Origin of the sequence: Streptococcus mitis (assembly GCF_047464035.1) — a bacterium.
Taxonomy (GTDB): domain Bacteria; phylum Bacillota; class Bacilli; order Lactobacillales; family Streptococcaceae; genus Streptococcus; species Streptococcus mitis_DX.
In genome coordinates this window covers 49136-73851 of sequence record NZ_JASHCQ010000006.1, presented here as the reverse complement: position 1 = coordinate 73851, position 24716 = coordinate 49136, and the positions used below count along the sequence as shown (strand labels likewise).

Annotated in this window: 25 protein-coding genes; all 25 read left to right on the top strand. The window is 41.1% G+C overall.

From position 1 onward, the window contains the following. The first annotated feature begins 18 nt into the window (after positions 1 to 18). Positions 19 to 1113, top strand: coding sequence for a cystathionine gamma-synthase (locus QM818_RS03550; RefSeq protein WP_414299926.1), 1095 nt, complete (start codon positions 19 to 21; stop codon positions 1111 to 1113). Between the two features lie 7 nt (positions 1114 to 1120). Continuing rightward, positions 1121 to 2287, top strand: coding sequence for a MalY/PatB family protein (locus QM818_RS03545; protein WP_414299925.1), 1167 nt, complete (start codon positions 1121 to 1123; stop codon positions 2285 to 2287). A 92-nt stretch (positions 2288 to 2379) separates the two neighbouring features. Continuing rightward, positions 2380 to 5478 (top strand): pilus expression-regulating Snf2 family helicase, encoded by a 3099-nt coding sequence (locus tag QM818_RS03540; protein ID WP_414299924.1) that lies wholly within the window; start codon positions 2380 to 2382, stop codon positions 5476 to 5478. A gap of 47 nt (positions 5479 to 5525) precedes the next feature. Next, positions 5526 to 6143, top strand: coding sequence for a divisome accessory protein ZapJ (locus QM818_RS03535; protein WP_227325584.1), 618 nt, complete (start codon positions 5526 to 5528; stop codon positions 6141 to 6143). A 10-nt stretch (positions 6144 to 6153) separates the two neighbouring features. Next, a complete protein-coding gene (gene murC / locus QM818_RS03530) occupies positions 6154 to 7488 on the top strand; it encodes a UDP-N-acetylmuramate--L-alanine ligase (protein ID WP_045607324.1) in 1335 nt (444 codons plus the stop codon). A gap of 9 nt (positions 7489 to 7497) precedes the next feature. Then, a complete protein-coding gene (locus QM818_RS03525; RefSeq protein WP_414299923.1) occupies positions 7498 to 7953 on the top strand; it encodes a GNAT family N-acetyltransferase in 456 nt (151 codons plus the stop codon). 8 nt (positions 7954 to 7961) lie between these two features. Beyond that, on the top strand, positions 7962 to 8456 hold the full coding sequence (locus tag QM818_RS03520; RefSeq protein ID WP_414299922.1) for a GNAT family N-acetyltransferase: 495 nt from the start codon (positions 7962 to 7964) through the stop codon (positions 8454 to 8456). Between the two features lie 79 nt (positions 8457 to 8535). Beyond that, positions 8536 to 10230 (top strand): endolytic transglycosylase MltG, encoded by a 1695-nt coding sequence (gene mltG / locus QM818_RS03515; protein WP_414299921.1) that lies wholly within the window; start codon positions 8536 to 8538, stop codon positions 10228 to 10230. Between the two features lie 60 nt (positions 10231 to 10290). After that, entirely contained in the window at positions 10291 to 10773 is a 483-nt protein-coding gene (gene greA / locus QM818_RS03510; RefSeq protein WP_000818748.1) for a transcription elongation factor GreA, read from the top strand. A 74-nt stretch (positions 10774 to 10847) separates the two neighbouring features. Beyond that, positions 10848 to 12212, top strand: a complete 1365-nt coding sequence (locus QM818_RS03505; RefSeq protein WP_261022935.1) for an amino acid permease — start codon at positions 10848 to 10850, stop codon at positions 12210 to 12212. 100 nt (positions 12213 to 12312) lie between these two features. Beyond that, positions 12313 to 12723: a GNAT family N-acetyltransferase gene (locus QM818_RS03500; RefSeq protein ID WP_125416856.1), complete on the top strand. Its 411-nt coding sequence runs from the start codon at positions 12313 to 12315 to the stop codon at positions 12721 to 12723. 45 nt (positions 12724 to 12768) lie between these two features. Beyond that, the gene (locus tag QM818_RS03495) at positions 12769 to 12912 is read left to right on the top strand and encodes a hypothetical protein (RefSeq protein ID WP_261080725.1); all 144 of its coding nucleotides are present in this window, start codon (positions 12769 to 12771) and stop codon (positions 12910 to 12912) included. 193 nt (positions 12913 to 13105) lie between these two features. After that, positions 13106 to 13951, top strand: coding sequence for an ABC transporter ATP-binding protein (locus QM818_RS03490; protein ID WP_000452050.1), 846 nt, complete (start codon positions 13106 to 13108; stop codon positions 13949 to 13951). A gap of 15 nt (positions 13952 to 13966) precedes the next feature. Next, positions 13967 to 14695 carry a hypothetical protein gene (locus tag QM818_RS03485; protein ID WP_261080726.1) on the top strand — a complete coding sequence of 243 codons (729 nt, stop codon included), beginning with the start codon at positions 13967 to 13969 and terminating at the stop codon, positions 14693 to 14695. Positions 14696 to 15074: 379 nt separating this feature from the next. Further along, positions 15075 to 15284 (top strand): helix-turn-helix transcriptional regulator, encoded by a 210-nt coding sequence (locus QM818_RS03480; protein WP_001107500.1) that lies wholly within the window; start codon positions 15075 to 15077, stop codon positions 15282 to 15284. Next, positions 15274 to 15762, top strand: a complete 489-nt coding sequence (locus tag QM818_RS03475) for a DUF6773 family protein (RefSeq protein WP_261080727.1) — start codon at positions 15274 to 15276, stop codon at positions 15760 to 15762. Before QM818_RS03480 ends, QM818_RS03475 begins: the two co-directional genes overlap by 11 nt. Positions 15763 to 15877: 115 nt before the next feature. Further along, entirely contained in the window at positions 15878 to 17338 is a 1461-nt protein-coding gene (locus QM818_RS03470) for a nicotinate phosphoribosyltransferase (protein WP_414299920.1), read from the top strand. Further along, the gene (gene nadE / locus QM818_RS03465) at positions 17335 to 18159 is read left to right on the top strand and encodes an ammonia-dependent NAD(+) synthetase (protein ID WP_261080729.1); all 825 of its coding nucleotides are present in this window, start codon (positions 17335 to 17337) and stop codon (positions 18157 to 18159) included. Before QM818_RS03470 ends, nadE begins: the two co-directional genes overlap by 4 nt. Before the next feature lie 258 nt (positions 18160 to 18417). Beyond that, positions 18418 to 18966 carry a GNAT family N-acetyltransferase gene (locus QM818_RS03460; RefSeq protein WP_414299919.1) on the top strand — a complete coding sequence of 183 codons (549 nt, stop codon included), beginning with the start codon at positions 18418 to 18420 and terminating at the stop codon, positions 18964 to 18966. A 166-nt stretch (positions 18967 to 19132) separates the two neighbouring features. Continuing rightward, entirely contained in the window at positions 19133 to 19843 is a 711-nt protein-coding gene (gene ccdA2 / locus QM818_RS03455) for a thiol-disulfide oxidoreductase-associated membrane protein CcdA2 (protein WP_414299918.1), read from the top strand. A 13-nt stretch (positions 19844 to 19856) separates the two neighbouring features. Beyond that, on the top strand, positions 19857 to 20420 hold the full coding sequence (locus tag QM818_RS03450) for a redoxin family protein (protein WP_414299917.1): 564 nt from the start codon (positions 19857 to 19859) through the stop codon (positions 20418 to 20420). A gap of 9 nt (positions 20421 to 20429) precedes the next feature. Continuing rightward, positions 20430 to 21542, top strand: coding sequence for a peptide-methionine (R)-S-oxide reductase MsrB (gene msrB, locus QM818_RS03445; RefSeq protein WP_227325592.1), 1113 nt, complete (start codon positions 20430 to 20432; stop codon positions 21540 to 21542). Positions 21543 to 21612: 70 nt separating this feature from the next. Then, entirely contained in the window at positions 21613 to 22350 is a 738-nt protein-coding gene (locus QM818_RS03440) for a response regulator transcription factor (protein ID WP_020902212.1), read from the top strand. Beyond that, positions 22347 to 24038 (top strand): cache domain-containing sensor histidine kinase, encoded by a 1692-nt coding sequence (locus QM818_RS03435; protein ID WP_394865542.1) that lies wholly within the window; start codon positions 22347 to 22349, stop codon positions 24036 to 24038. Before QM818_RS03440 ends, QM818_RS03435 begins: the two co-directional genes overlap by 4 nt. 114 nt (positions 24039 to 24152) lie before the next feature. After that, complete coding sequence (locus QM818_RS03430; protein ID WP_261039518.1) at positions 24153 to 24716, top strand: TIGR01440 family protein; 564 nt, start codon at positions 24153 to 24155, stop codon at positions 24714 to 24716.

Here is a 24716-nt window from a genome sequence, read left to right as displayed (position 1 = left end):
TAGATTTGGAGGTATTGTATGAGCAAGGAATTACACATCAACACAATTTTGGCCCAGGCGGGTATTAAGTCAGATAAAGCGACAGGTGCTTTGGTGACACCGCTTCATTTTTCAACGACCTATCAGCATCCAGAGTTTGGTAAATCTACTGGATTTGACTATACGCGCACTAAAAACCCAACTCGCAGTAAGGCGGAAGAAGTCTTGGCGGCTATTGAGTCAGCAGACTATGCCCTAGCGACTAGCTCAGGTATGTCAGCTATTGTACTGGCCTTTAGCGTCTTTCCAGTAGGTAGTAAGGTCTTGGCTGTCCGTGACCTTTATGGTGGTTCTTTCCGCTGGTTCAACCAAGTGGAGCAGGAAGGCCGTTTCCATTTTACCTATGCCAATACAGAAGAAGAGTTGATTGCCGAGTTAGAAAAGGACGTGGATGTTCTCTATATCGAAACCCCAACCAATCCCTTGATGTTGGAATTTGATATCAAAAAACTAGCAAAATTGGCTCATGCTAAGGGTGCCAAAGTGGTGGTGGATAATACCTTCTACAGCCCTATCTACCAACGTCCGATTGAAGATGGAGCAGATATCGTTCTCCATTCAGCAACCAAGTATCTAGCAGGACACAATGATGTCTTGGCTGGAGTGGTTGTGACAAATAGTTTAGAACTATACGAGAAACTCTTTTACAATCTCAATACGACAGGGGCAGTCTTGTCTCCATTTGACAGTTATCAATTGATTCGTGGTCTCAAGACCTTGTCTCTTCGTATGGAGCGCTCAACAGCTAACGCCCAAGAAGTGGTTGCCTTTTTGAAGGATTCTCCAGCAGTTAAGGAAGTTCTCTACACTGGTCGTGGGAGTATGATTTCCTTTAAAGTAGCAGATGAAACACGCATTCCTCATATTTTGAACAGTCTTAAGGTCTTCTCTTTTGCGGAAAGTTTGGGTGGGGTGGAAAGTCTGATTACTTATCCAACGACGCAAACTCACGCTGATATTCCAGCAGAAGTACGCCATTCTTATGGTTTGACAGATGACCTCTTGCGCTTGTCAATTGGGATTGAGGATGCTAGAGATTTGATTGCAGATTTGCGCCAAGCCTTGGAAGGATAAGACAAAGATGGGAAAATATGATTTTACAAGCCTGCCCAATCGTTTAGGGCACCATACCTATAAATGGAAAGAAGCAGAAACGGATAGTGAAGTCCTACCAGCTTGGATAGCGGATATGGACTTTGTAGTCTTGCCTGAAATCCGCCAAGCTGTGCAAACTTACGCTGATCAACTGGTTTATGGCTATACCTATGCCAGTGAAGAGTTAATTAAGGAAGTTCAAAAGTGGGAAGCCACACAACACGGTTACCACTTTGACAAAGAGGCTCTTGTCTTTATCGAGGGTGTGGTACCAGCCATCTCAACAGCTATTCAAGCCTTTACAAAAGAAGGCGAAGCGGTTCTGATTAACACACCTGTCTATCCACCCTTTGCTCGCAGTGTCAAGTTGAACAACCGTAGATTGATTACCAATTCTTTGGTGGAAAAGGATGGTCTGTTTGAGATTGACTTTGACCGACTGGAGAAGGATTTGGTGAAAGAGGAGGTCAAACTCTATATTCTTTGCAACCCTCACAATCCTGGTGGACGTGTTTGGAAAAAGGAAGTGTTGGAGAAGATTGGCCAACTCTGTCAAAAATATGGTGTTTTGTTGGTTTCAGATGAGATTCACCAAGATTTGGCCCTCTTTGGTCACAAGCATCATTCCTTCAATACCATCAATCCTGACTTTAAAGAATTTGCTATCGTCTTGAGTAGTGCCACTAAAACCTTTAACATCGCTGGGACAAAAAATTCCTATGCAGTTATTGAAAATCCTAAGTTGAGACTGGCTTACCAGAAACGCCAGTTGGCTAATAATCAACATGAAATTTCAGGTTTGGGTTATTTGGCGACAGAAGCTGCCTATCGCTATGGGAAGGATTGGTTAGAGGAACTCAAGCAAGTCTTTGAAGACCATATTAATTATGTGGTGGATCTATTTGGAAAAGAGACTAAAATCAAGGTCATGAAACCGCAAGGAACCTACTTGATTTGGCTTGATTTTTCAGCCTATGACCTGACTGATGAAAAATTACAAGAGCTTTTGAGAAATGAAGCCAAGGTTATCCTCAATCGTGGTTTGGATTTTGGAGAGGAAGGAAGTCTCCATGCTCGCCTCAATGTAGCCATGCCTAAATCTCTGTTGCAAGAAGTGTGTCAGCGAATTGTGACGACTTTTGCTAAACTTTAAAAATCCAGCCTTCTAGGAGAAAAGTATCCTTAGAAGGCTATTTTCATAGAGGAAAATATGGTATAATAAAAAGATAAGGTAAAGGTAAAAATATGGCTAAATTGATTCCGGGGAAAGTCCGTATCGAAGGCGTTGCCCTTTATGAAACTGGTAAGGTTGACATTATCAAGGAAAAGAACAATCGGCTCTACGCTCGCGTTGCAGAAGAAGAACTGCGCTATAGTTTAGAGGATGATTTGGTTTTTTGTGCCTGCGATTTTTTCCAAAAGAGGGGCTACTGTGTGCATTTGGCAGCTCTGGAGCATTTTTTGAAAAATGATGAGCGTGGTCAGGAAATCTTGCAAAGTCTGGAAGAAGGTCATGAAGAAAAAGAGGCTGTTGAAACCAAGGTGACCTTGGGTGGCAAATTTTTGGACCGAATCTTGTCTCCAAAATCAGAACGTGCCTATGAATTGTCAGCTGTGGGACAAGTGGAAGCAGGAAGCAATCATATCTTGTGGACGCTGAGAATCGGGCAAATCAATAGCCAAAAATACTACGTTATTCGGGATATTCCGCTCTTTTTAAAAGTCGTCGAGAAGAGAAAACCTTATATGATTGGTAAGATCTATGAGGAGTCTCTATCTTGGGAAGCCTTTAATGAGGAAAGTCAAGAGCTTCTGACTTTCTTACGCGGACTAATGGAGGAAGGACTTAGTCCAGAGCTTTTTTTCCAAAACCAGGGTCGGCATCTCTTTTTTCCTCTGACCTTTTTTGAGCAGGGTGTGAATTTACTGATGACCTTGCCGCATTTTCAATTTGACCATCAAGTGGATAGCTACCAAACCCTACTTTTTCAGGATATGCATGCTGATGCCAATCTATTTGCCTTTACAGTAACAGAATACTCTGACTATTTTGAAATGGAAATCAGCGAGAGCCCTAGGGTCAATGTCTTTTATCAGGGGACTGTACTTTTCCATAAAGGACAGGTTTATTTTCTAACAGACCAGCAGGTGCGTCTTCTCAAAGAAATCAAAACGCTGCCTGTGGATCAACACGGAAAGAAATACCTGCAATTTGATAGCAGTGACCGCGATAAATTGGCTTCCTGTCTAACTCTCTTTGGCCAGATGGGCACTGTTTCAGCTCCAGAACGCTTACAAATCAAAACTTTTGCTCCCTCTTTTTACTTTGACAGGGAAGAGGATAACCGGATTCGTCTAAAAATTCAGTTTGATTATGGAGACAGCCAGGTCTCTAGCCGACAAGCGCTGGAAGAATTGCCATTTTCGAGTGATGCTGACTTAGAAGAAAGAGTTTTCCAAGTCTGTTTGGCTGCGGGCTTTGAAGCAGATTTTCAATCTTGGCGTCAGGCCGTAAAAGCGGAATCTGTCTATCATTTCTTCCATGAAATCATTCCAGTATTTGAAAAACTCGGAAATGTTGAGCTATCAGACAAGTTAGAAGAGCTTTATAGTTTAGCAAGTCCTCAAGTGCAGATTGCTTCCAAGGGAGGTCTCTTGGAAATCCAGTTTGATTTTCAAGATATTGCCCAAGAGGAAATCGACCAAGCCATGCAGGCCTTGGTTGCCAACCAAGATTTTTACATTGATTCCTCCAATCAAGTCTACTTTTTCGATGACGAAACCAAGAAAATTCGCCAAAATCTACAGGAACTAGGACAGTTTGAATTAAAAGATGGGACCTTGCAGGCTCGAAAATCCTTGGCCTATAGTTTAGCTCATCTTTTTGAAGGGCGTGACCGTGTTTCTTTTTCACAAGAATTCCAGAATTTGGCCCAGGATTTAACGCATCCAGAGGACTTCCCACGACAAGCAACTCAGGTTCAGGCTGATTTACGAGATTATCAGGAAAAGGGAATCGGCTGGCTGCAAATGCTCCACCATTATGGTTTTGGTGGGATTTTGGCTGATGATATGGGACTTGGTAAAACCCTTCAGACCATTGCTTTTTTGACCAGTCAGGTGACAAAAGAAAGTCGGGTTTTGATTTTAGCTCCGTCAGGTTTGATTTACAACTGGGCAGATGAGTTTCAGAAATTTGCCCCACAGTTGGATGTGGCTGTTGTTCATGGCTTGAAAGCTAGTCGTGAAGAGATTCTTGCTGAGAGCCATCAAATCTATGTGACGAGTTATGCTACCTTCCGTCAGGACAGTGAGCTTTATCAGGGGATGGCCTTTGACTTCCTTTTCTTAGATGAGGCTCAGGTCATGAAAAATGCCCAAACTAAGATTGCCCAGACCTTGAGACAATTTGTGGTGCCGTCAGTTTTTGCCTTGTCAGGAACTCCGATTGAAAACCATCTGGGTGAACTGTGGTCTATTTTCCAAATCGTCATGCCAGGACTTTTGCCAAGCAAGAAAGAATTTATGAAATTGCCAGCTGAGCGCGTTGCTCAGTTTATCAAACCTTTCGTGATGCGACGTAAGAAAGAAGAAGTTCTGACTGAATTACCAGACTTAATCGAAGTGGTTTATAAAAATGAACTGGAAGACCAGCAAAAGGCTATTTACCTAGCCCAGTTGCAACAGATGCGAGACCGTCTGGCTCAAGTGTCAGATCAGGAATTTCAGCGAAGTCGTGTGGAAATCTTGTCTGGTCTGATGCGCTTGCGTCAAATCTGTGACACTCCTGCCCTCTTTATGGAAGATTATCAGGGAGCCAGTGGCAAACTGGATAGTCTCCGAGACCTGCTGGTCCAGGTGGCAGATGGCGGACACCGTGTATTGATTTTCTCGCAGTTCAAGGGAATGTTGGAGAAAATTGAACAAGAACTGCCAGACTTGGGCTTGACTTCCTTTAAAATTACGGGTTCAACCCCAGCCAAGGAAAGACAAGACATGACCAAGGCCTTTAACCAAGGAGAAAGAGATGCCTTTTTGATTTCTCTTAAGGCTGGTGGTGTCGGTCTGAATCTGACAGGTGCTGATACGGTTATTTTGGTTGACCTTTGGTGGAATCCTGCGGTGGAAGCGCAAGCTATTGGCCGTGCCCATCGGATAGGTCAGGAAGAAACGGTTGAGGTTTATCGCTTAGTGACCAGGGGAACCATTGAAGAAAAAATTCAGGAACTCCAAGAACAAAAGAAACATCTAGTGTCACAAGTATTGGATGGAACAGAGTCACGTGGCAGTCTCAGCCTAGCAGAAATTAGAGAAATTTTGGGAATTTCTGAAGCCAGCACTTGAAAAATCAAGACAATACGCTATAATGAAGTGTTGAAAGGAAATAGAAAATGAGAGAAGAACGATTTCCATTGGTGTCAGATGATGAGATCATGTTGACTGAGATGCCGGTTATGGACCTCTATGATGAATCTGACTTTATCAGTAATATCAAGGGAGAATACCGTGATAAGAATTATCTGGAGTGGGCCCCTATTACTGAAGAAAAACCAGTAAAACAGATTGAAAAGCCAGTAGAGAAACCTAAGAAGTCTGGTTTAGGAGTTAAAAAAGAAGGAAAGAGCTATGCGGAGGTGGCGCGTGAAGAAGCGCGTGCGGACTTGAAAAAGAAACGCTCAGCAAGTTATCTGACTAAGGATATTACTCCTACAAGACGCCATTCTCAGCCAAGTCTAGTTAGACAGGGCAATCAACCTACAGCGCCTTTCCAAAAGGAAAATCCTGGTGAATTTGTTAAATATAGTCAAAAATTGACCCAGTCTCATTACATCTTGGCGGAAGAAGTGAGCAATATTTCGACTCAATCTGAGCCAAAAGAAACTTCAGGTCCAAAGAAAAATAATTATGATTTTCTGAAGAAGAGCCAAATCTACAATAAAAAGAATCAACAAAAAGAACAAGAACGTCAGGTGGCCCAAGAGTTGAATCTGACAAGAATTACGGAATAGGGGAGAAAACATGTCAAAGACATATCATTTTATCGGAATTAAGGGATCAGGGATGAGTGCCTTGGCTTTGATGTTGCACCAAATGGGGCACAAGGTTCAGGGATCAGATGTTGAAAAATACTACTTTACTCAACGTGGTCTTGAGCAGGCAGGAATTACCATTCTTCCTTTTGATGAAAAGAATCTAGACGGTGATATGGAAATTATCGCTGGAAATGCCTTTCGTCCAGATAACAACGTCGAAATTGCCTATGCGGATCAAAATGGAATTAGCTACAAACGCTACCATGAGTTCCTAGGTAGCTTTATGCGTGACTTTGTTAGCATGGGAGTTGCTGGAGCGCATGGAAAAACTTCAACAACGGGTATGTTGTCTCATGTCTTGTCTCACATTACAGATACTAGCTTCTTGATTGGAGACGGGACTGGTCGTGGTTCAGCCAATGCCAAATATTTTGTCTTCGAATCTGACGAATATGAGCGTCACTTCATGCCTTACCACCCAGAATATTCTATCATCACCAACATTGACTTTGACCATCCAGACTATTTCACAAGTCTAGAGGATGTTTTCAATGCCTTTAACGACTATGCTAAACAAATTACCAAAGGTTTGTTTATCTACGGTGAAGATGCTGAATTGCGTAAGATTACGTCTGATGCACCAATTTATTATTATGGTTTTGAAGCAGAAGGTAATGACTTTGTCGCTAGTGATCTTCTTCGTTCAACAACTGGTTCAACCTTCACAGTTCATTTCCGTGGTCAAGAATTAGGGCAATTCCACATTCCAACCTTTGGTCGTCACAATATCATGAATGCGACAGCCGTTATTGGTCTTCTTTACACAGCAGGATTTGATTTGAACTTGGTGCGTGAACACTTGAAAACATTTGCTGGTGTTAAGCGTCGTTTCACTGAGAAAATTGTCAATGACACAGTTATTATCGATGACTTTGCCCACCATCCAACAGAAATTATTGCGACCTTGGATGCGGCTCGTCAGAAATACCCAAGCAAGGAAATTGTTGCAGTCTTTCAACCGCATACCTTTACTAGAACTATTGCCCTGTTGGATGACTTTGCCCACGCTTTGAATCAGGCGGATGCTGTTTATCTAGCCCAAATTTATGGATCTGCTCGTGAAGTAGACCATGGTGATGTTAAGGTAGAAGACCTAGCCAATAAAATCAATAAGAAACACCAAGTGATCACTGTTGAAAATGTTTCTCCACTCCTAGACCATGACAATGCTGTTTACGTCTTTATGGGAGCAGGAGATATCCAAACCTATGAATACTCATTTGAGCGACTCTTGTCTAACTTGACAAGCAATGTTCAATAGGATTTTCCAATGGAAATTCCAATTAAGATCATTCAGGCAAGTAAGTCTGATTTGGCTGAGATAGAGGAACTTAAGGCTTCATCTTTTCCAGCTGAAAAGCAGCAACCTTCCCATATTTTAGAAGAAAGTATCCGTAAGTATGCGGATACCTTTCTTCTAGCTAGGGATGAAAATCAGCTTCTGGGCTATGTTCTAGGTGGTCCGCAGCCACATAATCCGCAATGTCTAGAAATGCATTCTTTAGTCATTGATACTGACCATCAGAGACAGGGCTTGGGAACGCTTCTTCTTGCGGCTTTGAAAGATGTGGCAGTTGAGCTGGATTACAAAGCTATTCGTTTGAAGAGCCCTGGTGAGTTGCTTTCCTATTTTGAAATGAACGGTTTTATTGATGAAGAAGAGACAGATTCGTTTTATGCAGCTAGTCAAGGTTTTAGTATGATTTGGTTTAATCTCTTTTTTTAGGAGGCACAATGAAAATCAGGAAAGCAAGATTAGAAGATTTAGATCGTATCGTCGAGATTGAACTAGAGAATTTCTCGATAGAAGAAGCCATTCCTCGCTCTGTTTTTGAGGCGCATTTGCGAGAAATTCAGACCTCTTTTCTGGTTGCTGAAAAAGAAGGCAGAATCATGGGGTATATCGAAGGGCCGGTTGGGCCACACCGCCATTTGCAGGATCAGTCTTTTACAGAAGAGATAGAAGATTATAGCCATGAGCATGGTGGTTATATCTCTGTGACCTGTCTTTCAATTGCCAAGGAGGCGCAAGGCCTAGGACTGGGTCAGAAATTGCTAACAGCCTTGAAAGAGCTGGCTCTTGAACACGAAAGAGAAGGCATTAACCTAACCTGTCATGACTATCTCGTTGCTTACTACGAAAAGCATGGTTTTGTCAATGAAGGCCTATCTCAGTCAACCTTTGCAGGAGAAACCTGGTATGATATGGTATGGGAAGCTAAAAAATAAGCTAGAAAAGCATGCTAGGTTGCTTTTCTTTCGTTTTTAAGATATAATATTATGGATTGTCAACGAGGAGGATAAACTTTTGAGTGAAAAGCCAAGAGAAGACGAAAAATTAAGCTTTAAAGAGCAGATTTTGCGTGATTTAGAAAAAGTAAAACGTTATGAAGGGATTCGCCAAGAGGCCGCTGAGCTTGCTGAAAAAAAATCAGCTTTGTCTGTCCCTGACACAAAAATCGCTGATGAAGAGGTGATGAATGCATCCCTATCAGCTGTTGAAAAAATTATGGAGAATGCACCACGTGTTCCACAGCATCCTAGTGAAGATGTGCCTGCATCACCGGCAGATGAATTAAGAGAAGAAGCTCCGATTACTCCTAGTCACCCTAGTCAAGATGTTCCAGTTTCACCAGCTGAAGCAAGTCCATCAAGACCGGTTCCAGGACCAGAGGCTAGTCGTCCACAAAAAGTCGAAAGAGATGTGAACACAACTCCAACAAGAGTAGCTGTTTCTTATAAGACTGAAGCTGAAAAAGAACCTCAGAAAGAAGTAGTAAAACCAGAACCAGTTACGGAATCGGAAACGGTTGAAGTCATTACTGAAACTCCACGTCGTAGTCGCCGTGAGACAGTTAAACCAGTTAAGAAGAAAAAATCACATTTGAAGGCTTTCTTCATTTCTTTACTAATTTTCCTTGCCCTGATTTCAGCAGGTGGTTACTTCGGTTACCAGTATGTTCAATCATCTTTATTACCGGTTGATGCTAATTCTAAGCAGTATGTAACCGTTCAAATCCCGGAAGGATCCAATGTCCAAGAGATTGGATCAGCACTTGAAAATGCTGGTGTGATTAAACACGGAGTGATTTTTGCTTTTTATGCTAAATATAAGAATTATTCAGATTTGAAGGCTGGATATTACAATTTGCAAAAGAGCATGAGTACAGAGGATATCATTAAGGAACTACAAAAAGGTGGTACTCCTGAACCTCAAGAACCTTCACTTGCAGATTTAACGATTCCAGAAGGATATACGATTGATCAAATCGCCCAAGTTGTAGGACAATTACAAGGTGAATTTAAAGAGCCTTTGACCGCGGATGCTTTCTTGGCTAAAGTTCAAGATGACAACTTTATCAGTCAAGAAGTTGCTAAATATCCAAACCTACTTGAAAGTTTGCCAACGAAAGAAAGTGGAGTTCGTTATCGTTTAGAAGGTTTCCTCTTCCCAGCGACTTACTCCATCAAGGAAAGCACAACTATTGAAAGTTTGATTGATGAGATGCTGGCAGCTATGGATAAGACCTTGACGCCGCACTATAGTGCAATTAAGTCTAAAAACTTGACAGTCAATGAATTGCTAACAATTGCTTCACTTGTTGAAAAAGAAGGTGCTAAGACTGAAGACCGTAAGTTGATTGCAGGTGTTTTCTACAACCGTTTGAATCTTGGTATGCCACTTCAAAGCAATATTGCAATCTTGTATGCTCAAGGGAAACTTGGCCAAAATATTAGCCTAGCAGACGATGCTGGAATTGACACATCGATTAATTCACCATACAATGTTTATACCAAACCTGGTTTGATGCCTGGTCCAGTAGATAGTCCAAGTCAGGACGCGATTGAAGCAAGTATCAACCAAACAAAGAGTGAGAACCTATACTTTGTAGCCAATGTTACAGATGGTAAAGTCTATTATGCAGTTACTCAAGAAGAACATGATCGTAATGTAGCTGAGCACGTCAATAGCAAGCTTACTCAAAATAGTAGTTCAAACTAAGACTACACAAATGAGAATCTCAGATAGAGATTCAATACTATCGAAAGAAAGTTGAGAAAAATGGCAGAAAAAACATATCCTATGACCCTTGCGGAAAAGGAAAAACTTGAAAAAGAATTAGAAGAATTGAAATTGGTCCGCCGACCAGAAGTGGTAGAACGCATTAAGATTGCCCGTTCATACGGTGACCTTTCTGAAAACAGTGAATACGAAGCAGCTAAGGATGAACAAGCCTTTGTTGAAGGACAAATCTCTAGCTTGGAAACAAAAATCCGTTATGCTGAAATCGTCAATAGCGACTCAGTTGCCGATGATGAAGTAGCGATTGGTAAAACAGTCACTATCCAAGAAATTGGTGAGGACGAAGAAGAAGTTTATATTATCGTAGGTTCAGCGGGTGCAGATGCCTTTGCAGGTAAGGTTTCAAATGAAAGCCCAATTGGACAAGCCTTGATTGGTAAGAAAACAGGTGATACAGCAACCATTGAAACACCTGTTGGTAGCTATGATGTAAAAATCTTGAAGGTTGAAAAAACAGCCTAAAACAGAAAAAAGGAGTGGGGAGGCGATGCGCTTCACTCACTCCTTTTTCCATTTTAAATTGAATTGGAGACTATATGAGTTCAAAGAAGAAAAAAAATAAGATGGAGCGTGGTCTGACCAATCGTCACGTGCAGGTTATGGCCATTGCGGGAACAATCGGAACAGGACTCTTTTTGGGAGCAGGTCGATCTATTAGCCTAACAGGTCCTTCTATTGTACTAATTTATATGATTACGGGGGCCTTCATGTTCCTCATGATGCGTGCAGTTGGGGAAATGCTCTACCAAGACCCTGAGCAACATACCTTTATCAACTTTATCACGCGCCATTTGGGTAAGGGCTGGGGTTATTTCTCGGTTTGGTCTTACTGGCTATCCGTTGTCTTTATCGGTATGGCGGAAATCACTGCTATCTCTCACTATGTTCAGTTCTGGTTTCCTAGCTGGCCAAGTTGGATGATTGAGATTGGATTTTTGACCATTCTAGCCTTGGTCAATCTGATTGCGGTGAAGCTCTTTGGGGAAGTTGAGTTTTGGTTTGCTATGGTTAAGATTGTGGCTATTTTAGCTATGATTGCCACAGGAGTCTTTATGGTCTTGACAGGCTTTAAGACACCACATGGAGTAGCAAGTTTGGCTAATATCGCCGACAATTTCTCCCTCTTCCCAAATGGTGGAGTTAACTTTGTCATGGCCTTCCAGATGGTTTTCTTTGCCTACCTCATGATTGAGTTTATCGGGGTAACGACTTCAGAAACAAAAAATCCACGTCAGGTCTTGCCAAAAGCCGTTAAGGAAATTCCTTTGCGTATCGCCTTTTTCTACGGTGGTGCCCTCTTAGCCATCATGGCTATCATTCCGTGGCGTGAGCTTGCATCGGCTGATTCTCCTTTTGTTACAGTATTTGAATTGGCAGGAGTCAAGTGGGCAGCGGCCTTGATTAACTTCGTCGTTTTGACGTCAGCAGCATCTGCTCTTAACTCAACCCTTTATTCAACAGGTCGTCATTTGTATCAGATTGCTCATGATTCACCAAATCGTTTCCTAAAAGCAATTAAAGCAGATACTCTTTCTCGCCACAATGTGCCACAAAATGCCATCATCGCTTCAGCAATTTTGATTGCCCTAGCAGCCTTTATCAACATCTTGCCAGGTGTGTCGGATGCCTTTGCCTTGATTACAGCATCATCATCCGGTGTCTATATCGCCATTTATATCTTGATTATGGTGGCTCACCTTAAATACCGCAAGTCACCAGACTTTATGGCGGATGGCTATCTTATGCCCCATTATCGTTTCCTAAATCCTTTAACCATGCTCTTCTTTGCCTTTGTCTTTGTAACCCTCTTTTTACAAGAGTCTACATTTGTAGGAGCAATTGGTTCAGCTATTTGGATTATCGGTTTCGGGATTTATAGTCAGTGGAAATTTAGAAAATAAATTTGAAACTCATCAACTTAGATTGGTGGGTTTTTGCTAGTTTGACAGTCTATTGAAATAAGACTATAATCAAGCTGTAACAGTATTTGAGGAGATTTAGATGTACTTTAGATTGGAAAATGAGGAATCACAGAAAGTCCAGGAAATAGGGAATCTGATTCGTGTTTATAACCGTTCAAAAAGAGAAGAAGCTGAAAGTGAGCCACTTAATCTTTATGTCGAAGATGAAAAGGGCAATCTCCTGGCAGGTTTGATAGCAGAGACTTTTGGAAATTGGCTAGAAATTGAGTATTTATTTGTAAAAGAGGAACTGAGAGGGCAAGGAATCGGTTCAAAGCTATTGCGGCAAGCAGAAACTGAAGCTAAGAATCGAAACTGTCGTTTTACTTTTGTCAATACTTACCAGTTTCAAGCTCCTGATTTTTATAAAAGGCATGGCTACAAGGAAGTCTTTGCTTTGCAAAACTATCCCTACACAGGAAAAAGATTTTATTACCAAAAAGATTTGTAAGGAGAATATGAAATCATAAAGCAAAGAGGGGGACTTGACATAAGTATGAAGGAGATTCTCGATAAATACCAGTTAAATCCTACAAATTGTGTCTTTCTAGGTGATAGTGAGGACAATACAATCGTAGCTGAGAAATTGGGAATCAAGGTCATAAGGTTAAGAAAAGAAGCGATGCCGTCGATATTTTGAAATCCTATATTTAAACTTAACACTCTCTATTTTGTGGTAGAGAGTTTTTTTTTGTTAATAAAATTTTACAAAATGACATTTATATATTGCATTAAGTTAGATATATGGTATAATGTTATTGAAAAGAGGCGCAACTTTTTAAAATTAATGAGAATCAAAGAGAAAACCAAGAATATTAATGGAGGAATAAAAAATGGAAGTTATAAATGTAAGTAAGCATTATGGTCATTCAATCATTCTCAAAGATATAAATTTTGCACTTAATAAGGGTGAAATTGTTGGTCTAGTAGGGAGAAACGGAGTTGGCAAGAGTACATTGATGAAAATTCTTGTTCAGAATAATCAACCGACTTCAGGGAATATTATAAGTAGTGATAATGTTGGGTATTTAATCGAAGAACCAAAATTATTTTTATCTAAAACAGGTTTAGAGAATTTAAAATATTTGTCAAATTTATATGGTGTTGACTACAATCAAGAAAGATTTGGAAGTTTGATCCAAGAGTTAGATTTGACTCAGTCTATTAATAAAAAAGTAAAGACCTATTCTTTGGGGACAAAACAAAAATTAGCTTTGCTTCTAACTCTTGTTACGGAACCTGATATATTGATTTTAGATGAACCGACTAATGGTTTAGATATTGAATCATCACAAATAGTTTTAGAGGTTCTAAAAAATTTAGCTTTACATGAAAATGTGGGAATTTTAATATCGAGTCATAAATTAGAAGATATTGAAGAAATTTGTGAGAGGGTTCTTTTCTTGGAGAACGGGCTTTTGACATTTCAAAAAGTAGGAAAAGATAGTCATAATTGCTTGTTTGAGATAGCTTTTTCATCAGCTACAGATAGAGACATTTTCATTACCAAACAAGAATTTGGGGATATTGTTCAGGAAGAGGGACTGAAAATTACTATGTCTGGTAATATTCAAAGTAGTGAGCTTTTTAAATTTTTTAACGAAAACTCTATTAAAGTAGTTGATTTTGAAACTAAAAAAGAGACGCTTAAAGATATTTATCTAAATCGTTCAAAATAAAGGGAGGTTATAATCATGAAATTAAATAAATTGAATTTTCTTAAGGAAAATATAAGGGATTTATATTCATCAGGCGTAGTATATCTCGGTTTGCTTATCTCGTTTATACCGCCGATACTGGTTACATTCTTTATTCTAAAGACTCAAGGGACATCACTTGGTATTAAGCATATTTCAAATTTTTATGCTATGCTCGGTATGTTAATGGCTGTTATACATGCTAACCGAGTCATTAGTAGAGATTTTTCTCATAATACAATCAGTTTGTTTTATAATCAACAGAAGAATCGGATGATTTACGTCTTGTCTAATTTTCTATATGCCATCTCAGTTTCCATTATTTATGCTTTGAATGGCATTGTGCTACTAGTCATCGTAAGTAAATTGGGTGTTCCAGGTGCTTTAGGATTAGATTTTATAGCAGCCATTGTAGTCAATACAATTTTGTTAGTCCTATTTTATTTTCTATTATCTTACATTTTCTATTTATACAAATTGAAAAGTGGCTTGGTATTTGGTATTTTAGTAGCCTTACTACTCTTTATCCCTAATATATTAAATACGATTATGACGAATACTAGTAATGATTTGTTTATCAAAGCAGTTGAACTTCTTCCTTTTTATTCTTTACCTGTATTTGTTGCTTCAAATACGATGTCTATTAGTCAGTATCTTGTGGTAATCACTACAATCATTTTATTGTACTTTTTCACTCTCAAGAAAAGCAAGGAGTATTCATTTTAGTTTTATTTAGTATTATTTTGCAGACTTAAAATCCAGCAAAAAATCAGTCATCTTGCTATGCTCCTGTTCTTGTTGTGTACACGTTTTTGTCTTATGCTAGACTCATTTCCAAAAGCATTATATAATAGTGATATGAAATCAACTAAATAAGAAATACAAGCAATCAAAACTCGTTTAAAAGACCCTACTAAAGCTAATACTAAACAAAAACTCAAATAGCAAACTAGGAAGTTTATTTCAAACAATATAACATACTGATTTTAGGCTGAAGATAATATTGGAGTGCTAATTAATGAGGTTATAATAAATAGCTGACAGCTTGTGTTAGTTTTGGATTTTTTAAGAGTAGATGAGTATTAAAACTATAAGGAGAACGCAGGTGGCTAAAAATTTAAAATTAAAATTAGCTCGTGTGGAGCTTGATTTAACTCAAGGTCAACTGGCAGAGGCTGTTGGGGTGACGCGCCAGACTATTGGTTTGATAGAGGCGGGAAAATACAATCCTAGCCTCTCGCTCTGCCAGTCCATTTGCAGATGTTTAGGGAAAACCCTAGACCAACTATTTTGGGAGGAAGAAGATGGTAAATAAATTCATTCATTATCAATTACTTGACGAAAGAGAAGAACAACTAATCAATAAAGCTGGAGCGGAATCCTTTACCCTCTTCATTGGGCTTGTACTTCTAAGCTATTTGGTGGCAGTGTTGGCTCCCTCTCTTTTTAATCCGAATTTTCTAGTCTATACTCTGATAGTAGGAATTTTCTTCTTTTTCAATCGTGCCCGTTATCTGGGAGTGACCTACTATAGTCGTTTTCATTTTACGATTTTGGGTTGTTTTTTCCTAACCTTGGCTATTACTGCTCTTTTGATGTTGCAGAATTATCAATTCAACATAGAAATTTATCAGCACAATCCTTTGAACGTTAAATACCTATCTGCTTGGGTCATTACTTATATCATTTACCTTCCCTGGGTCTTTATCGGCAATCTAGGTCTGAAGAGTTATGGCGAATGGGCTCAGAAAAAGTTTGAGCAAGACATGGATGAACTGGAGAGTGGAGAATAGCTTGTTACTCTTTTCTCAATCCAGCTAAAATGTGATATAATAGTACTAATTTATTGGAACGTATGAGAGTTCTTGAAAATTTTCATTGGTTTCTAGTTAAGAAAGTAGGAAAAGTATGTATCCAGATGATAGTTTGACATTGCACACGGACTTGTACCAGATTAATATGATGCAGGTTTACTTTGACCAAGGTATTCACAATAAAAAGGCTGTCTTTGAGGTTTATTTCCGCCAACAGCCTTTTAAGAATGGCTATGCAGTTTTTGCTGGTTTGGAAAGAATTGTAAGCTATCTTGAAGACTTGCGTTTTTCAGATAGTGATATTGCCTATTTGGAGTCGCTAGGCTATCATGGGGCATTTTTGGACTATCTCCGCAATTTTAAGTTGGAGTTGACCGTTCGTTCTGCCCAAGAAGGGGACTTGGTTTTTGCTAATGAACCAATTGTGCAGGTGGAAGGCCCTCTAGCCCAATGCCAGTTGGTCGAAACAGCTCTTTTGAACATCGTCAACTACCAGACCTTGGTGGCGACGAAGACAGCTCGTATTCGTTCGGTCATCGAAGATGAACCCTTAATGGAGTTTGGGACACGTCGGGCGCAAGAGATGGATGCGGCTATCTGGGGAACACGCGCAGCGGTGATTGGTGGTGCCAATGGAACCAGCAACGTGCGTGCTGGTAAACTCTTTAATATTCCTGTTTTGGGTACCCATGCCCATTCCTTGGTGCAGGTTTATGGCAATGATTATGAGGCTTTCAAGGCTTATGCTGCGACCCACAAAAATTGCGTCTTTCTTGTGGATACCTATGATACCCTTCGCATTGGAGTTCCAGCTGCCATTCAGGTGGCGCGTGAGCTGGGCGACCAGATTAACTTTATGGGTGTTCGGATTGACTCTGGGGATATTGCCTATATTTCCAAGAAAGTCCGTCAGCAGCTTGACGAGGCTGGATTTACAGAGGCTAAGATTTATGCTTCTAATGATTTGGATGAAAATACCATCCTCAACCTCAAGATGCAAAAGGCCAAGATTGATGTCTGGGGCGTGGGTACCAAGCTGATTACGGCCTATGACCAGCCAGCTCTTGGTGCAGTTTATAAGATTGTGGCCATTGAAGATGAAAATGGGAACATGCGCAATACCATCAAGCTGTCTAATAATGCGGAAAAAGTGTCTACGCCAGGTAAGAAGCAGGTGTGGCGGATTACCAGTCGTGAAAAAGGCAAGTCAGAAGGCGACTACATCACTTATGATGGCGTAGATGTTGCTAGCATGACAGAAATCAAGATGTTCCATCCGACTTATACCTACATCAAGAAGACGGTTCGTAATTTTGATGCCGTTCCTCTATTGGTGGATATTTTCAAGGATGGGAAATTGGTCTACGACTTACCAAGTTTACCTGATATTCAAGCCTATGCTCGTAAGGAATTTGACAAGCTCTGGGACGAGTACAAACGGGTGCTCAATCCGCAACACTATCCAGTGGACTTGGCGCGTGATGTATGGCAAGACAAGATGGACTTGATTGACAAGATGCGTAAGGAAGCCCTCGGTGAAGGAGAAGAAGAATGAGTTTGCAAGAAACGATTATCCAAGAGCTGGGTGTCAAACCAGTGATTGATGCCCAAGAAGAAATCCATCGTTCCATTGATTTCTTAAAAAGATATTTGAAAAAACATCCCTTCCTAAAAACCTTTGTACTAGGAATTTCTGGGGGACAAGACTCAACCTTAGCAGGTCGATTGGCTCAATTAGCTATGGAAGAACTGCGAGCAGAAACGGGAGACGACAGCTACAAATTTATCGCTGTCCGTCTGCCTTATGGAGTGCAAGCTGATGAAGCAGATGCTCAAAAAGCCCTAGCCTTCATCCAGCCAGATGTCAGCTTGGTAGTGAATATCAAGGAGTCGGCAGATGCCATGACAGCAGCAGTTGAAGCGACAGGTAGTCCTGTTTCAGACTTTAACAAAGGCAATATCAAGGCACGTTGCCGTATGATTGCTCAGTATGCCCTTGCTGGTGCTCATAGCGGAGCGGTCATTGGAACAGACCACGCTGCGGAAAATATCACAGGTTTCTTTACCAAGTTTGGTGACGGTGGTGCAGATATTCTCCCTCTTTACCGCCTTAATAAACGTCAAGGAAAACAACTCTTGCAGGAACTTGGTGCAGACCCAGCCCTTTATGAAAAAATCCCAACAGCAGACCTCGAAGAAGACAAACCAGGTCTAGCTGACGAAGTAGCCCTCGGGGTCACTTATGAAGAGATTGACGACTACCTAGAAGGCAAAACAATCAGCCCAGAAGCCCAAGCAACTATCGAAAACTGGTGGCACAAAGGACAACACAAACGCCACCTACCCATCACCGTCTTTGATGACTTTTGGGAGTAAAAAGGTCCGGGGGACCTTTTTAGCTTCTTGCCCTGAAACTCGAGAGCAAGAATAACCTCCAGTGGAGGTTTTCAGCCTCTCACCTTGAAATAAGAAAGTGAGAGGAGGTCCAGTGGAGGTTTTTACTCCGATCATGGAAACAGGTAAGCGAAGAAGGTCCGGGGGATCTTTTTAGCTTATTACCTTGAAATTCAAAAGCAAAGTAAATTTAAATTGAGGTTGGGCAGAGAATCATCTATCAGAAAGCGAGGTAGCGTCATGAGAGCAATCGGTACGCAAATATTACAGACAGAACGTTTAATCTTGCGAAGATTTGTGGAAAGTGATGCAGAAGCTATGTTTCAGAATTGGGCTTCATCTGCTGAGAATCTAACCTACGTCACTTGGGATCCTCATCCTGATGTCGAGGTGACTCGAAACTCCATTCGTAATTGGGTTGCCTCCTATGCAAATCCCAACTATTACAAATGGGCGATTTGTCTCAAAGAAAATCCAGAACAAGTGATAGGAGATATCAGCATCGTTGCAATGGATGAGAACGATTCTTCTTGTGAAATTGGCTATGTGCTAGGCAAGGTTTACTGGGGAAATGGTATAATGACGGAGGCCTTGAAAGCTGTCTTGGACTTTTGTTTTACTCAAGCAGACTTTCAAAAAGTCAAGGCACGTTATGCCAGTCTCAATCCAGCTTCAGGTCGTGTCATGGAGAAGGCTGGAATGTCCTATCTAAAGACTATTACCAATGGTGTAGAGAGAAAAGGCTATCTTGCGGACCTTATTTATTATCAGATAAGTAGGGAAGACTAGTGAATTTTCTTTTCAGTTTCCATCAAAGTCAGACTTTGTCTGGCTTTTTTTGCAATATTTTTTACATAACCTGATTAAATTCCTATTTTTCCCTATCATTGTCCCTGTTTTTTCTGGAGTTTTGGGGCTATAATAGTCCTATCAAATCAAAGAATGGAGGAAGGCAATGGATAATATAATCTTTTTTATCAGTGTTTTTCTTGCTGGAATTCTTTCCTTCTTTTCTCCTTGTATCTTACCCTTGTTACCGGTTTATGCAGGGGTCTTGTTGGATGACAAAGATGGTGCTCAGGCTTCTAGTGGCAAATTTTCAATCTCAGTTGTCAGTTTATTGCGAACTCTGGCCTTTATAGCAGGGATATCCTTTATCTTCATCTTACTGGGTTATGGTGCTGGTTTTTTAGGCAATTTGCTATATGCCTCTTGGTTTCAGTATGTGACGGGTGCGGTTATCATTATTTTAGGCTTGCACCAGATGGAAGTCTTACATTTTCAGGGACTTTACAAGGAAAGAAGGCTACAATTAAAGAGACAGGTGCAAAAGGGTAAGGGCTATAGTCAGGCATTTTTACTGGGCTTGACCTTTAGTTTTGCTTGGACGCCTTGTGTGGGTCCGGTTCTTGGCTCTGTTTTGGCTTTAGCGGCTTCAGGTGGCTCAGGTGCTTGGCAGGGAGCTGCTCTCATGTTGATTTACACGCTGGGTTTGGCGCTACCATTTTTGGTTTTAGCTTTCGCCTCCAGCTATGTTTTGAAACATTTTCGAAAACTCCATCCTTATCTAGGAACCCTCAAAAAAGTGGGTGGTTTCCTCATTATCGTGATGGGAATCTTGGTGCTTTTGGGAAATGCTTCCATTTTGACTACATTATTTGAATAGAGAGGAAGAAGAAATGAAAAAATGGCAAACATGTCTCCTTGGAGTAGGCTCAATCTGTTGCTTGGCAGCCTGTTCGGCTAAAAATATGTCAGACGAATCTACTATGAAGGAGCAAACAAAAACAGAACAAGTCAGTTCACAAACTGCGACTAAAGGTCAGGCGGTTGCTGATTTTGAACTAACGGGAGTAGACGGCAAGACCTACCGCTTGTCTGATTACAAGGGCAAGAAAGTCTATCTCAAATTCTGGGCGTCTTGGTGTTCCATCTGTCTAGCCAGTCTTCCAGATACGGATGAAATCGCTAAAGATGCTGGTGATGATTATGTAGTTTTGACAGTGGTATCTCCTGGACACAAGGGAGAACAAGCTGAAGCAGACTTTAAGAACTGGTACAAGGGCTTGGATTATAAAAATTTCCCAGTTCTAATTGACCCGTCAGGCAAACTTTTGGAAAGTTATGGTATTCGTTCTTATCCAACTCAAGCCTTTATAGACAGGGAAGGAAAGCTGGTCAAAACGCAACCTGGTTTTATGGATAAGAATATGATTTTAAAAGAATTGAAAGAAATGGGGTAGAGAAAGGTCATGAATGATAAAGTAAAATTGTTTGTCTTGGCAGGAATCTTTTTCCTAGCCATAAGTGGTTTCTATTTTCTATTGATGCGAAATGCAGGGCAGACAGATAGCTCGCAAATTGAGAAAGCATCAGTTAGCCAAGGAGGAAAAACAGTGAAAAAAACAGAAGTGAGTAAAGATGCAGACTTGCACGAAATTTATCTAGCTGGGGGATGTTTCTGGGGAGTAGAGGAATACTTTTCACGCGTTCCCGGGGTGACAGATGCCGTATCAGGCTATGCAAATGGTAGAGGGGAAACAACCAAGTACGAATTGATTAACCAAACAGGGCATGCAGAAACCGTCCATGTCACCTATGATGCTAATCAAATTTCCCTCAAGGAAATACTGCTTCATTATTTCCGCATTATCAATCCAACTAGCAAAAATAAACAAGGAAATGATGTGGGAACCCAGTACCGTACTGGTGTTTATTACACAGATGACAAGGATTTAGAGGTGATTAACCAAGTCTTTGATGAGGTGGCTAAGAAATACGATCAACCTCTAGCAGTTGAAAAGGAGAGTCTGCAGAATTTTGTAGTGGCTGAGGATTACCACCAAGACTATCTCAAGAAAAATCCAAATGGCTACTGCCATATCAATGTCAATCAGGCGGCCTATCCCGTCATTGATGCCAGCAAATATCCCAAACCAAGTGATGAGGAATTGAAGAAGACCTTGTCACCTGAGGAGTATGCAGTCACCCAGAAAAATCAAACAGAACGAGCTTTCTCAAACCGCTACTGGGATAAATTTGAATCTGGTATCTATGTGGATGTGGCAACTGGCGAACCTCTCTTTTCATCAAAGGACAAGTTTGAGTCTGGTTGTGGCTGGCCTAGTTTTACCCAACCAATCAGTCCAGATGTTGCTACCTACAAGGAAGATAAGTCCTACAATATGACACGCATGGAAGTGCGGAGCCGAGTTGGAGATTCTCACCTTGGCCATGTCTTTACAGATGGGCCTCAGGACAAGGGTGGCTTGCGCTACTGTATTAATAGTCTCTCTATCCGTTTTATTCCCAAAGACCAAATGGAAGAAAAAGGATATGCTTATTTACTAGATTATGTCGATTAAGAGGGCTTTCCTAAGCAGTTAGAGGAGAATTTTGCTATACTGATACTAGTAAGTGACAAAGGAGCCGAGCATGACCTATACAATCTTAATCGTAGAAGATGAATATCTGGTAAGACAAGGCTTGACCAAGCTGGTCAATGTAGCAGCCTACGATATGGAAATCATCGATCAGGCTGAAAATGGAAGACAGGCTTGGGAATTGATACAAAAGCAGGTGCCAGATATCATTTTAACCGATATCAATATGCCTCAGCTAAATGGCATCCAGTTGGCCAGTCTGGTCCGAGAAACCTATCCTCAGGTGCATCTGGTTTTTTTGACAGGTTACGATGATTTTGATTATGCTTTGTCTGCCGTCAAACTAGGTGTCGATGACTACCTGCTCAAGCCCTTTTCTCGTCAGGATATTGAGGAAATGTTGGGGAAAATCAAGCAAAAGTTGGATAAGGAAGAAAAGGAAGAGCAGTTACAAGATTTATTAACTGATAAGTTTGAAGGAAACATGGCCCAGAAAATCCAGTCCCATCTGGCTGATAGCCAGTTTAGTTTAAAGTCTTTAGCCAGTGACTTGGGCTTTAGTCCGACTTATCTGAGTTCTTTGATTAAGAAAGAGTTGGGACTGCCTTTTCAGGATTACCTGGTGAGAGAACGTGTCAAACAAGCTAAGCTCTTGCTTTTAACTACAGATCTAAAGATTTATGAGATAGCAGAGAAGGTTGGTTTTGAAGATATGAACTATTTTACCCAACGTTTTAAACAGATTGCAGGTGTGACACCTCGTCAGTTTAAGAAGGGGGAAGGTCGATGAAACGTTCTTCTCTCCTAGTCAGAATGGTTATTTCCATCTTTCTGGTCTTTCTCATTCTCCTAGCTCTGGTTGGGACTTTCTACTATCAATCTAGTTCATCAGCCATTGAGGCTAGCATTGCGGGCAATAGCCAGACGACTATCAGCCAAACTAGCCACTTTATCCAGTCTTATATCAAAAAATTAGAAACCACCTCGACCAGCTTGACCCAGCAGACGGATGTCCTAGCCTATGCTGAGAATCCCAGTCAAGACAAGGTCAAGGAAATCCGAGATCTGTTTTTGACTATCTTAAAGGCAGACCAAGACTTGAAAACGGTAGTTCTGGTCACCAAATCAGGTCAGGTCATTTCTACAGACGATAGTGTGCAGATGAAAACCTCCTCTGATATGATGGCTGAGGATTGGTACCAAAAGGCTATTCATCAGGGAGCCATGCCAGTTTTGACCCCAGCTCGTAAATCAGATAGTCAGTGGGTTATTTCTATCACTCAAGAACTTGTTGATGCAAAGGGAGCCAATCTGGGTGTACTTCGTTTGGATATTTCTTATGAAACTCTGGAAGCCTATCTAAATCAACTTCAGTTGGGTCAGCAGGGCTTTGCCTTTATTATCAATGAAAACCATGAATTTGTTTACCATCCTCAACACACAGTTTATAGTTCGTCTAGCGAAATGGAGGCCATGAAACCCTATATTGATACAGGGCAGGGCTATACTCCAGATCACAAGTCCTACGTCAGTCAGGAAAGGATTGCTGGAACTGATTGGACGGTGCTTGGCGTGTCTTCGTTGGAGAAGTTAGACCAGATTAGGAGTCAACTCATGTGGACCTTGCTTGGAGCCAGTTTCACATCTCTTCTTGCCTGTCTCTGCTTGGTGTGGATTAGTCTTAAACGTTGGATTGCTCCTCTGAATGACTTGAGAGAAACCATGCTGGAGATTGCTTCTGGTAATCAGAATCTTCGTGCCAAGGAAACTGGTGCCCATGAACTGAGAGAAGTGACTCGTCAGTTCAATGCCATGTTGGATCAGATTGATCAGCTGATGGCGGATATTCGCAGGCAGGAAGAAACGACCCGTCAGTACCAACTTCAAGCCCTATCGAGCCAGATTAATCCGCATTTCCTTTATAATACCTTGGACACCATCATTTGGATGGCTGAATTTCAGGATAGTCAGCGCGTGGTTCAGGTGACCAAGTCTTTGGCAACCTATTTCCGCCTAGCGCTCAATCAAGGAAAGGACTTGATTTGCCTGTCTGACGAAATTAACCATGTCCGCCAGTATCTTTTTATCCAGAAACAACGCTATGGGGATAAACTAGAATATGAAATTGATGAAAATCCTGCCTTTGATAACCTAGTCTTGCCTAAACTGGTGCTACAACCTCTGGTGGAAAATGCTCTTTACCATGGCATCAAGGAGAAGGAAGGTCAGGGACATATTAGAGTTTCTGTTCAGAAAAAGGATTTAGGACTAGTCATCCGCATTGAGGATGACGGCGTTGGATTTCAAAATGCTGGCGATAGTAGTCAGAGTCAGCTCAAACGTGGGGGAGTTGGTCTGCAAAATGTGGACCAACGTCTCAAACTTCATTTTGGGGAACATTACCAGATGAGGATTGATTCTGCACCTGATAAAGGAACGACGGTTGAAATATACATAAATAGAATAGAAACTAGCTAACTCCCGGTCAATTCTGGGAGTTTTATGCGTAATCGAGCAAGCTTTCTAGGTTGTCTATCTTGCTAAAAATAAGAAAAAACGATATGATAGATAGTGATAAAAGAGGTATCAAGTATGAAGGAAAAAGACATTCAAAGAGAGACAAGCCAGATTGTAGAAGATGTATTGGAAAAGGCCAATTTGAAGCAAGGATCCATCTTTGTTTTGGGCCTTTCTTCTAGTGAAGTGATAGGTGGTCAGATTGGCAAGGAATCCAGCCAAGAAATTGGCGAAATCATCGTGAAGACCATCCTAGATATCCTAGAGGAAAATGGAATTCATCTAGCTGTTCAAGGTTGTGAACATGTCAATCGGGCCCTCGTCGTTGAGCGTCAGGTGGCAGAGCAGTTTGGTCTGGAAATCGTCAGTGTCCTTCCTACTCTTCATGCAGGAGGTTCGGGTCAATTGGCAGCCTTCAAGTTTATGAAGGATCCAGTTGAGGTTGAATTTATCAAAGCTCATGCTGGATTGGATATCGGAGATACTGCAATTGGCATGCATGTTAAGCATGTTCAGGTTCCGATTCGCCCTCTTTTGAGAGAGATTGGCCATGCCCACGTAACGGCACTGGCTAGTCGTCCAAAGTTAATTGGAGGTGCGCGTGCGCACTATCCGCAAGATTCTATTAGAAAGTCGTGA

Bases quoted from the DNA above. Each gene is read 5' to 3' on its own strand.
- QM818_RS03520 (WP_414299922.1), top strand. From the start codon at position 7,962: ATGAAAATCAGGAAAGCAAGATTAGAAGATTTAGATCGTATCGTCGAG.
- QM818_RS03470 (WP_414299920.1), top strand. From the start codon at position 15,878: ATGTATCCAGATGATAGTTTGACATTGCACACGGACTTGTACCAGATT.
- greA (WP_000818748.1), top strand. From the start codon at position 10,291: ATGGCAGAAAAAACATATCCTATGACCCTTGCGGAAAAGGAAAAACTT.
- QM818_RS03540 (WP_414299924.1), top strand. From the start codon at position 2,380: ATGGCTAAATTGATTCCGGGGAAAGTCCGTATCGAAGGCGTTGCCCTT.
- QM818_RS03500 (WP_125416856.1), top strand. From the start codon at position 12,313: ATGTACTTTAGATTGGAAAATGAGGAATCACAGAAAGTCCAGGAAATA.
- QM818_RS03505 (WP_261022935.1), top strand. From the start codon at position 10,848: ATGAGTTCAAAGAAGAAAAAAAATAAGATGGAGCGTGGTCTGACCAAT.
- QM818_RS03550 (WP_414299926.1), top strand. From the start codon at position 19: ATGAGCAAGGAATTACACATCAACACAATTTTGGCCCAGGCGGGTATT.
- murC (WP_045607324.1), top strand. From the start codon at position 6,154: ATGTCAAAGACATATCATTTTATCGGAATTAAGGGATCAGGGATGAGT.
- nadE (WP_261080729.1), top strand. From the start codon at position 17,335: ATGAGTTTGCAAGAAACGATTATCCAAGAGCTGGGTGTCAAACCAGTG.
- QM818_RS03490 (WP_000452050.1), top strand. From the start codon at position 13,106: ATGGAAGTTATAAATGTAAGTAAGCATTATGGTCATTCAATCATTCTC.
- QM818_RS03475 (WP_261080727.1), top strand. From the start codon at position 15,274: ATGGTAAATAAATTCATTCATTATCAATTACTTGACGAAAGAGAAGAA.
- msrB (WP_227325592.1), top strand. From the start codon at position 20,430: ATGAATGATAAAGTAAAATTGTTTGTCTTGGCAGGAATCTTTTTCCTA.
- QM818_RS03430 (WP_261039518.1), top strand. From the start codon at position 24,153: ATGAAGGAAAAAGACATTCAAAGAGAGACAAGCCAGATTGTAGAAGAT.
- QM818_RS03485 (WP_261080726.1), top strand. From the start codon at position 13,967: ATGAAATTAAATAAATTGAATTTTCTTAAGGAAAATATAAGGGATTTA.
- QM818_RS03495 (WP_261080725.1), top strand. From the start codon at position 12,769: ATGAAGGAGATTCTCGATAAATACCAGTTAAATCCTACAAATTGTGTC.
- QM818_RS03450 (WP_414299917.1), top strand. From the start codon at position 19,857: ATGAAAAAATGGCAAACATGTCTCCTTGGAGTAGGCTCAATCTGTTGC.
- QM818_RS03535 (WP_227325584.1), top strand. From the start codon at position 5,526: ATGAGAGAAGAACGATTTCCATTGGTGTCAGATGATGAGATCATGTTG.
- QM818_RS03440 (WP_020902212.1), top strand. From the start codon at position 21,613: ATGACCTATACAATCTTAATCGTAGAAGATGAATATCTGGTAAGACAA.
- QM818_RS03545 (WP_414299925.1), top strand. From the start codon at position 1,121: ATGGGAAAATATGATTTTACAAGCCTGCCCAATCGTTTAGGGCACCAT.
- ccdA2 (WP_414299918.1), top strand. From the start codon at position 19,133: ATGGATAATATAATCTTTTTTATCAGTGTTTTTCTTGCTGGAATTCTT.
- QM818_RS03525 (WP_414299923.1), top strand. From the start codon at position 7,498: ATGGAAATTCCAATTAAGATCATTCAGGCAAGTAAGTCTGATTTGGCT.
- QM818_RS03460 (WP_414299919.1), top strand. From the start codon at position 18,418: ATGAGAGCAATCGGTACGCAAATATTACAGACAGAACGTTTAATCTTG.
- QM818_RS03435 (WP_394865542.1), top strand. From the start codon at position 22,347: ATGAAACGTTCTTCTCTCCTAGTCAGAATGGTTATTTCCATCTTTCTG.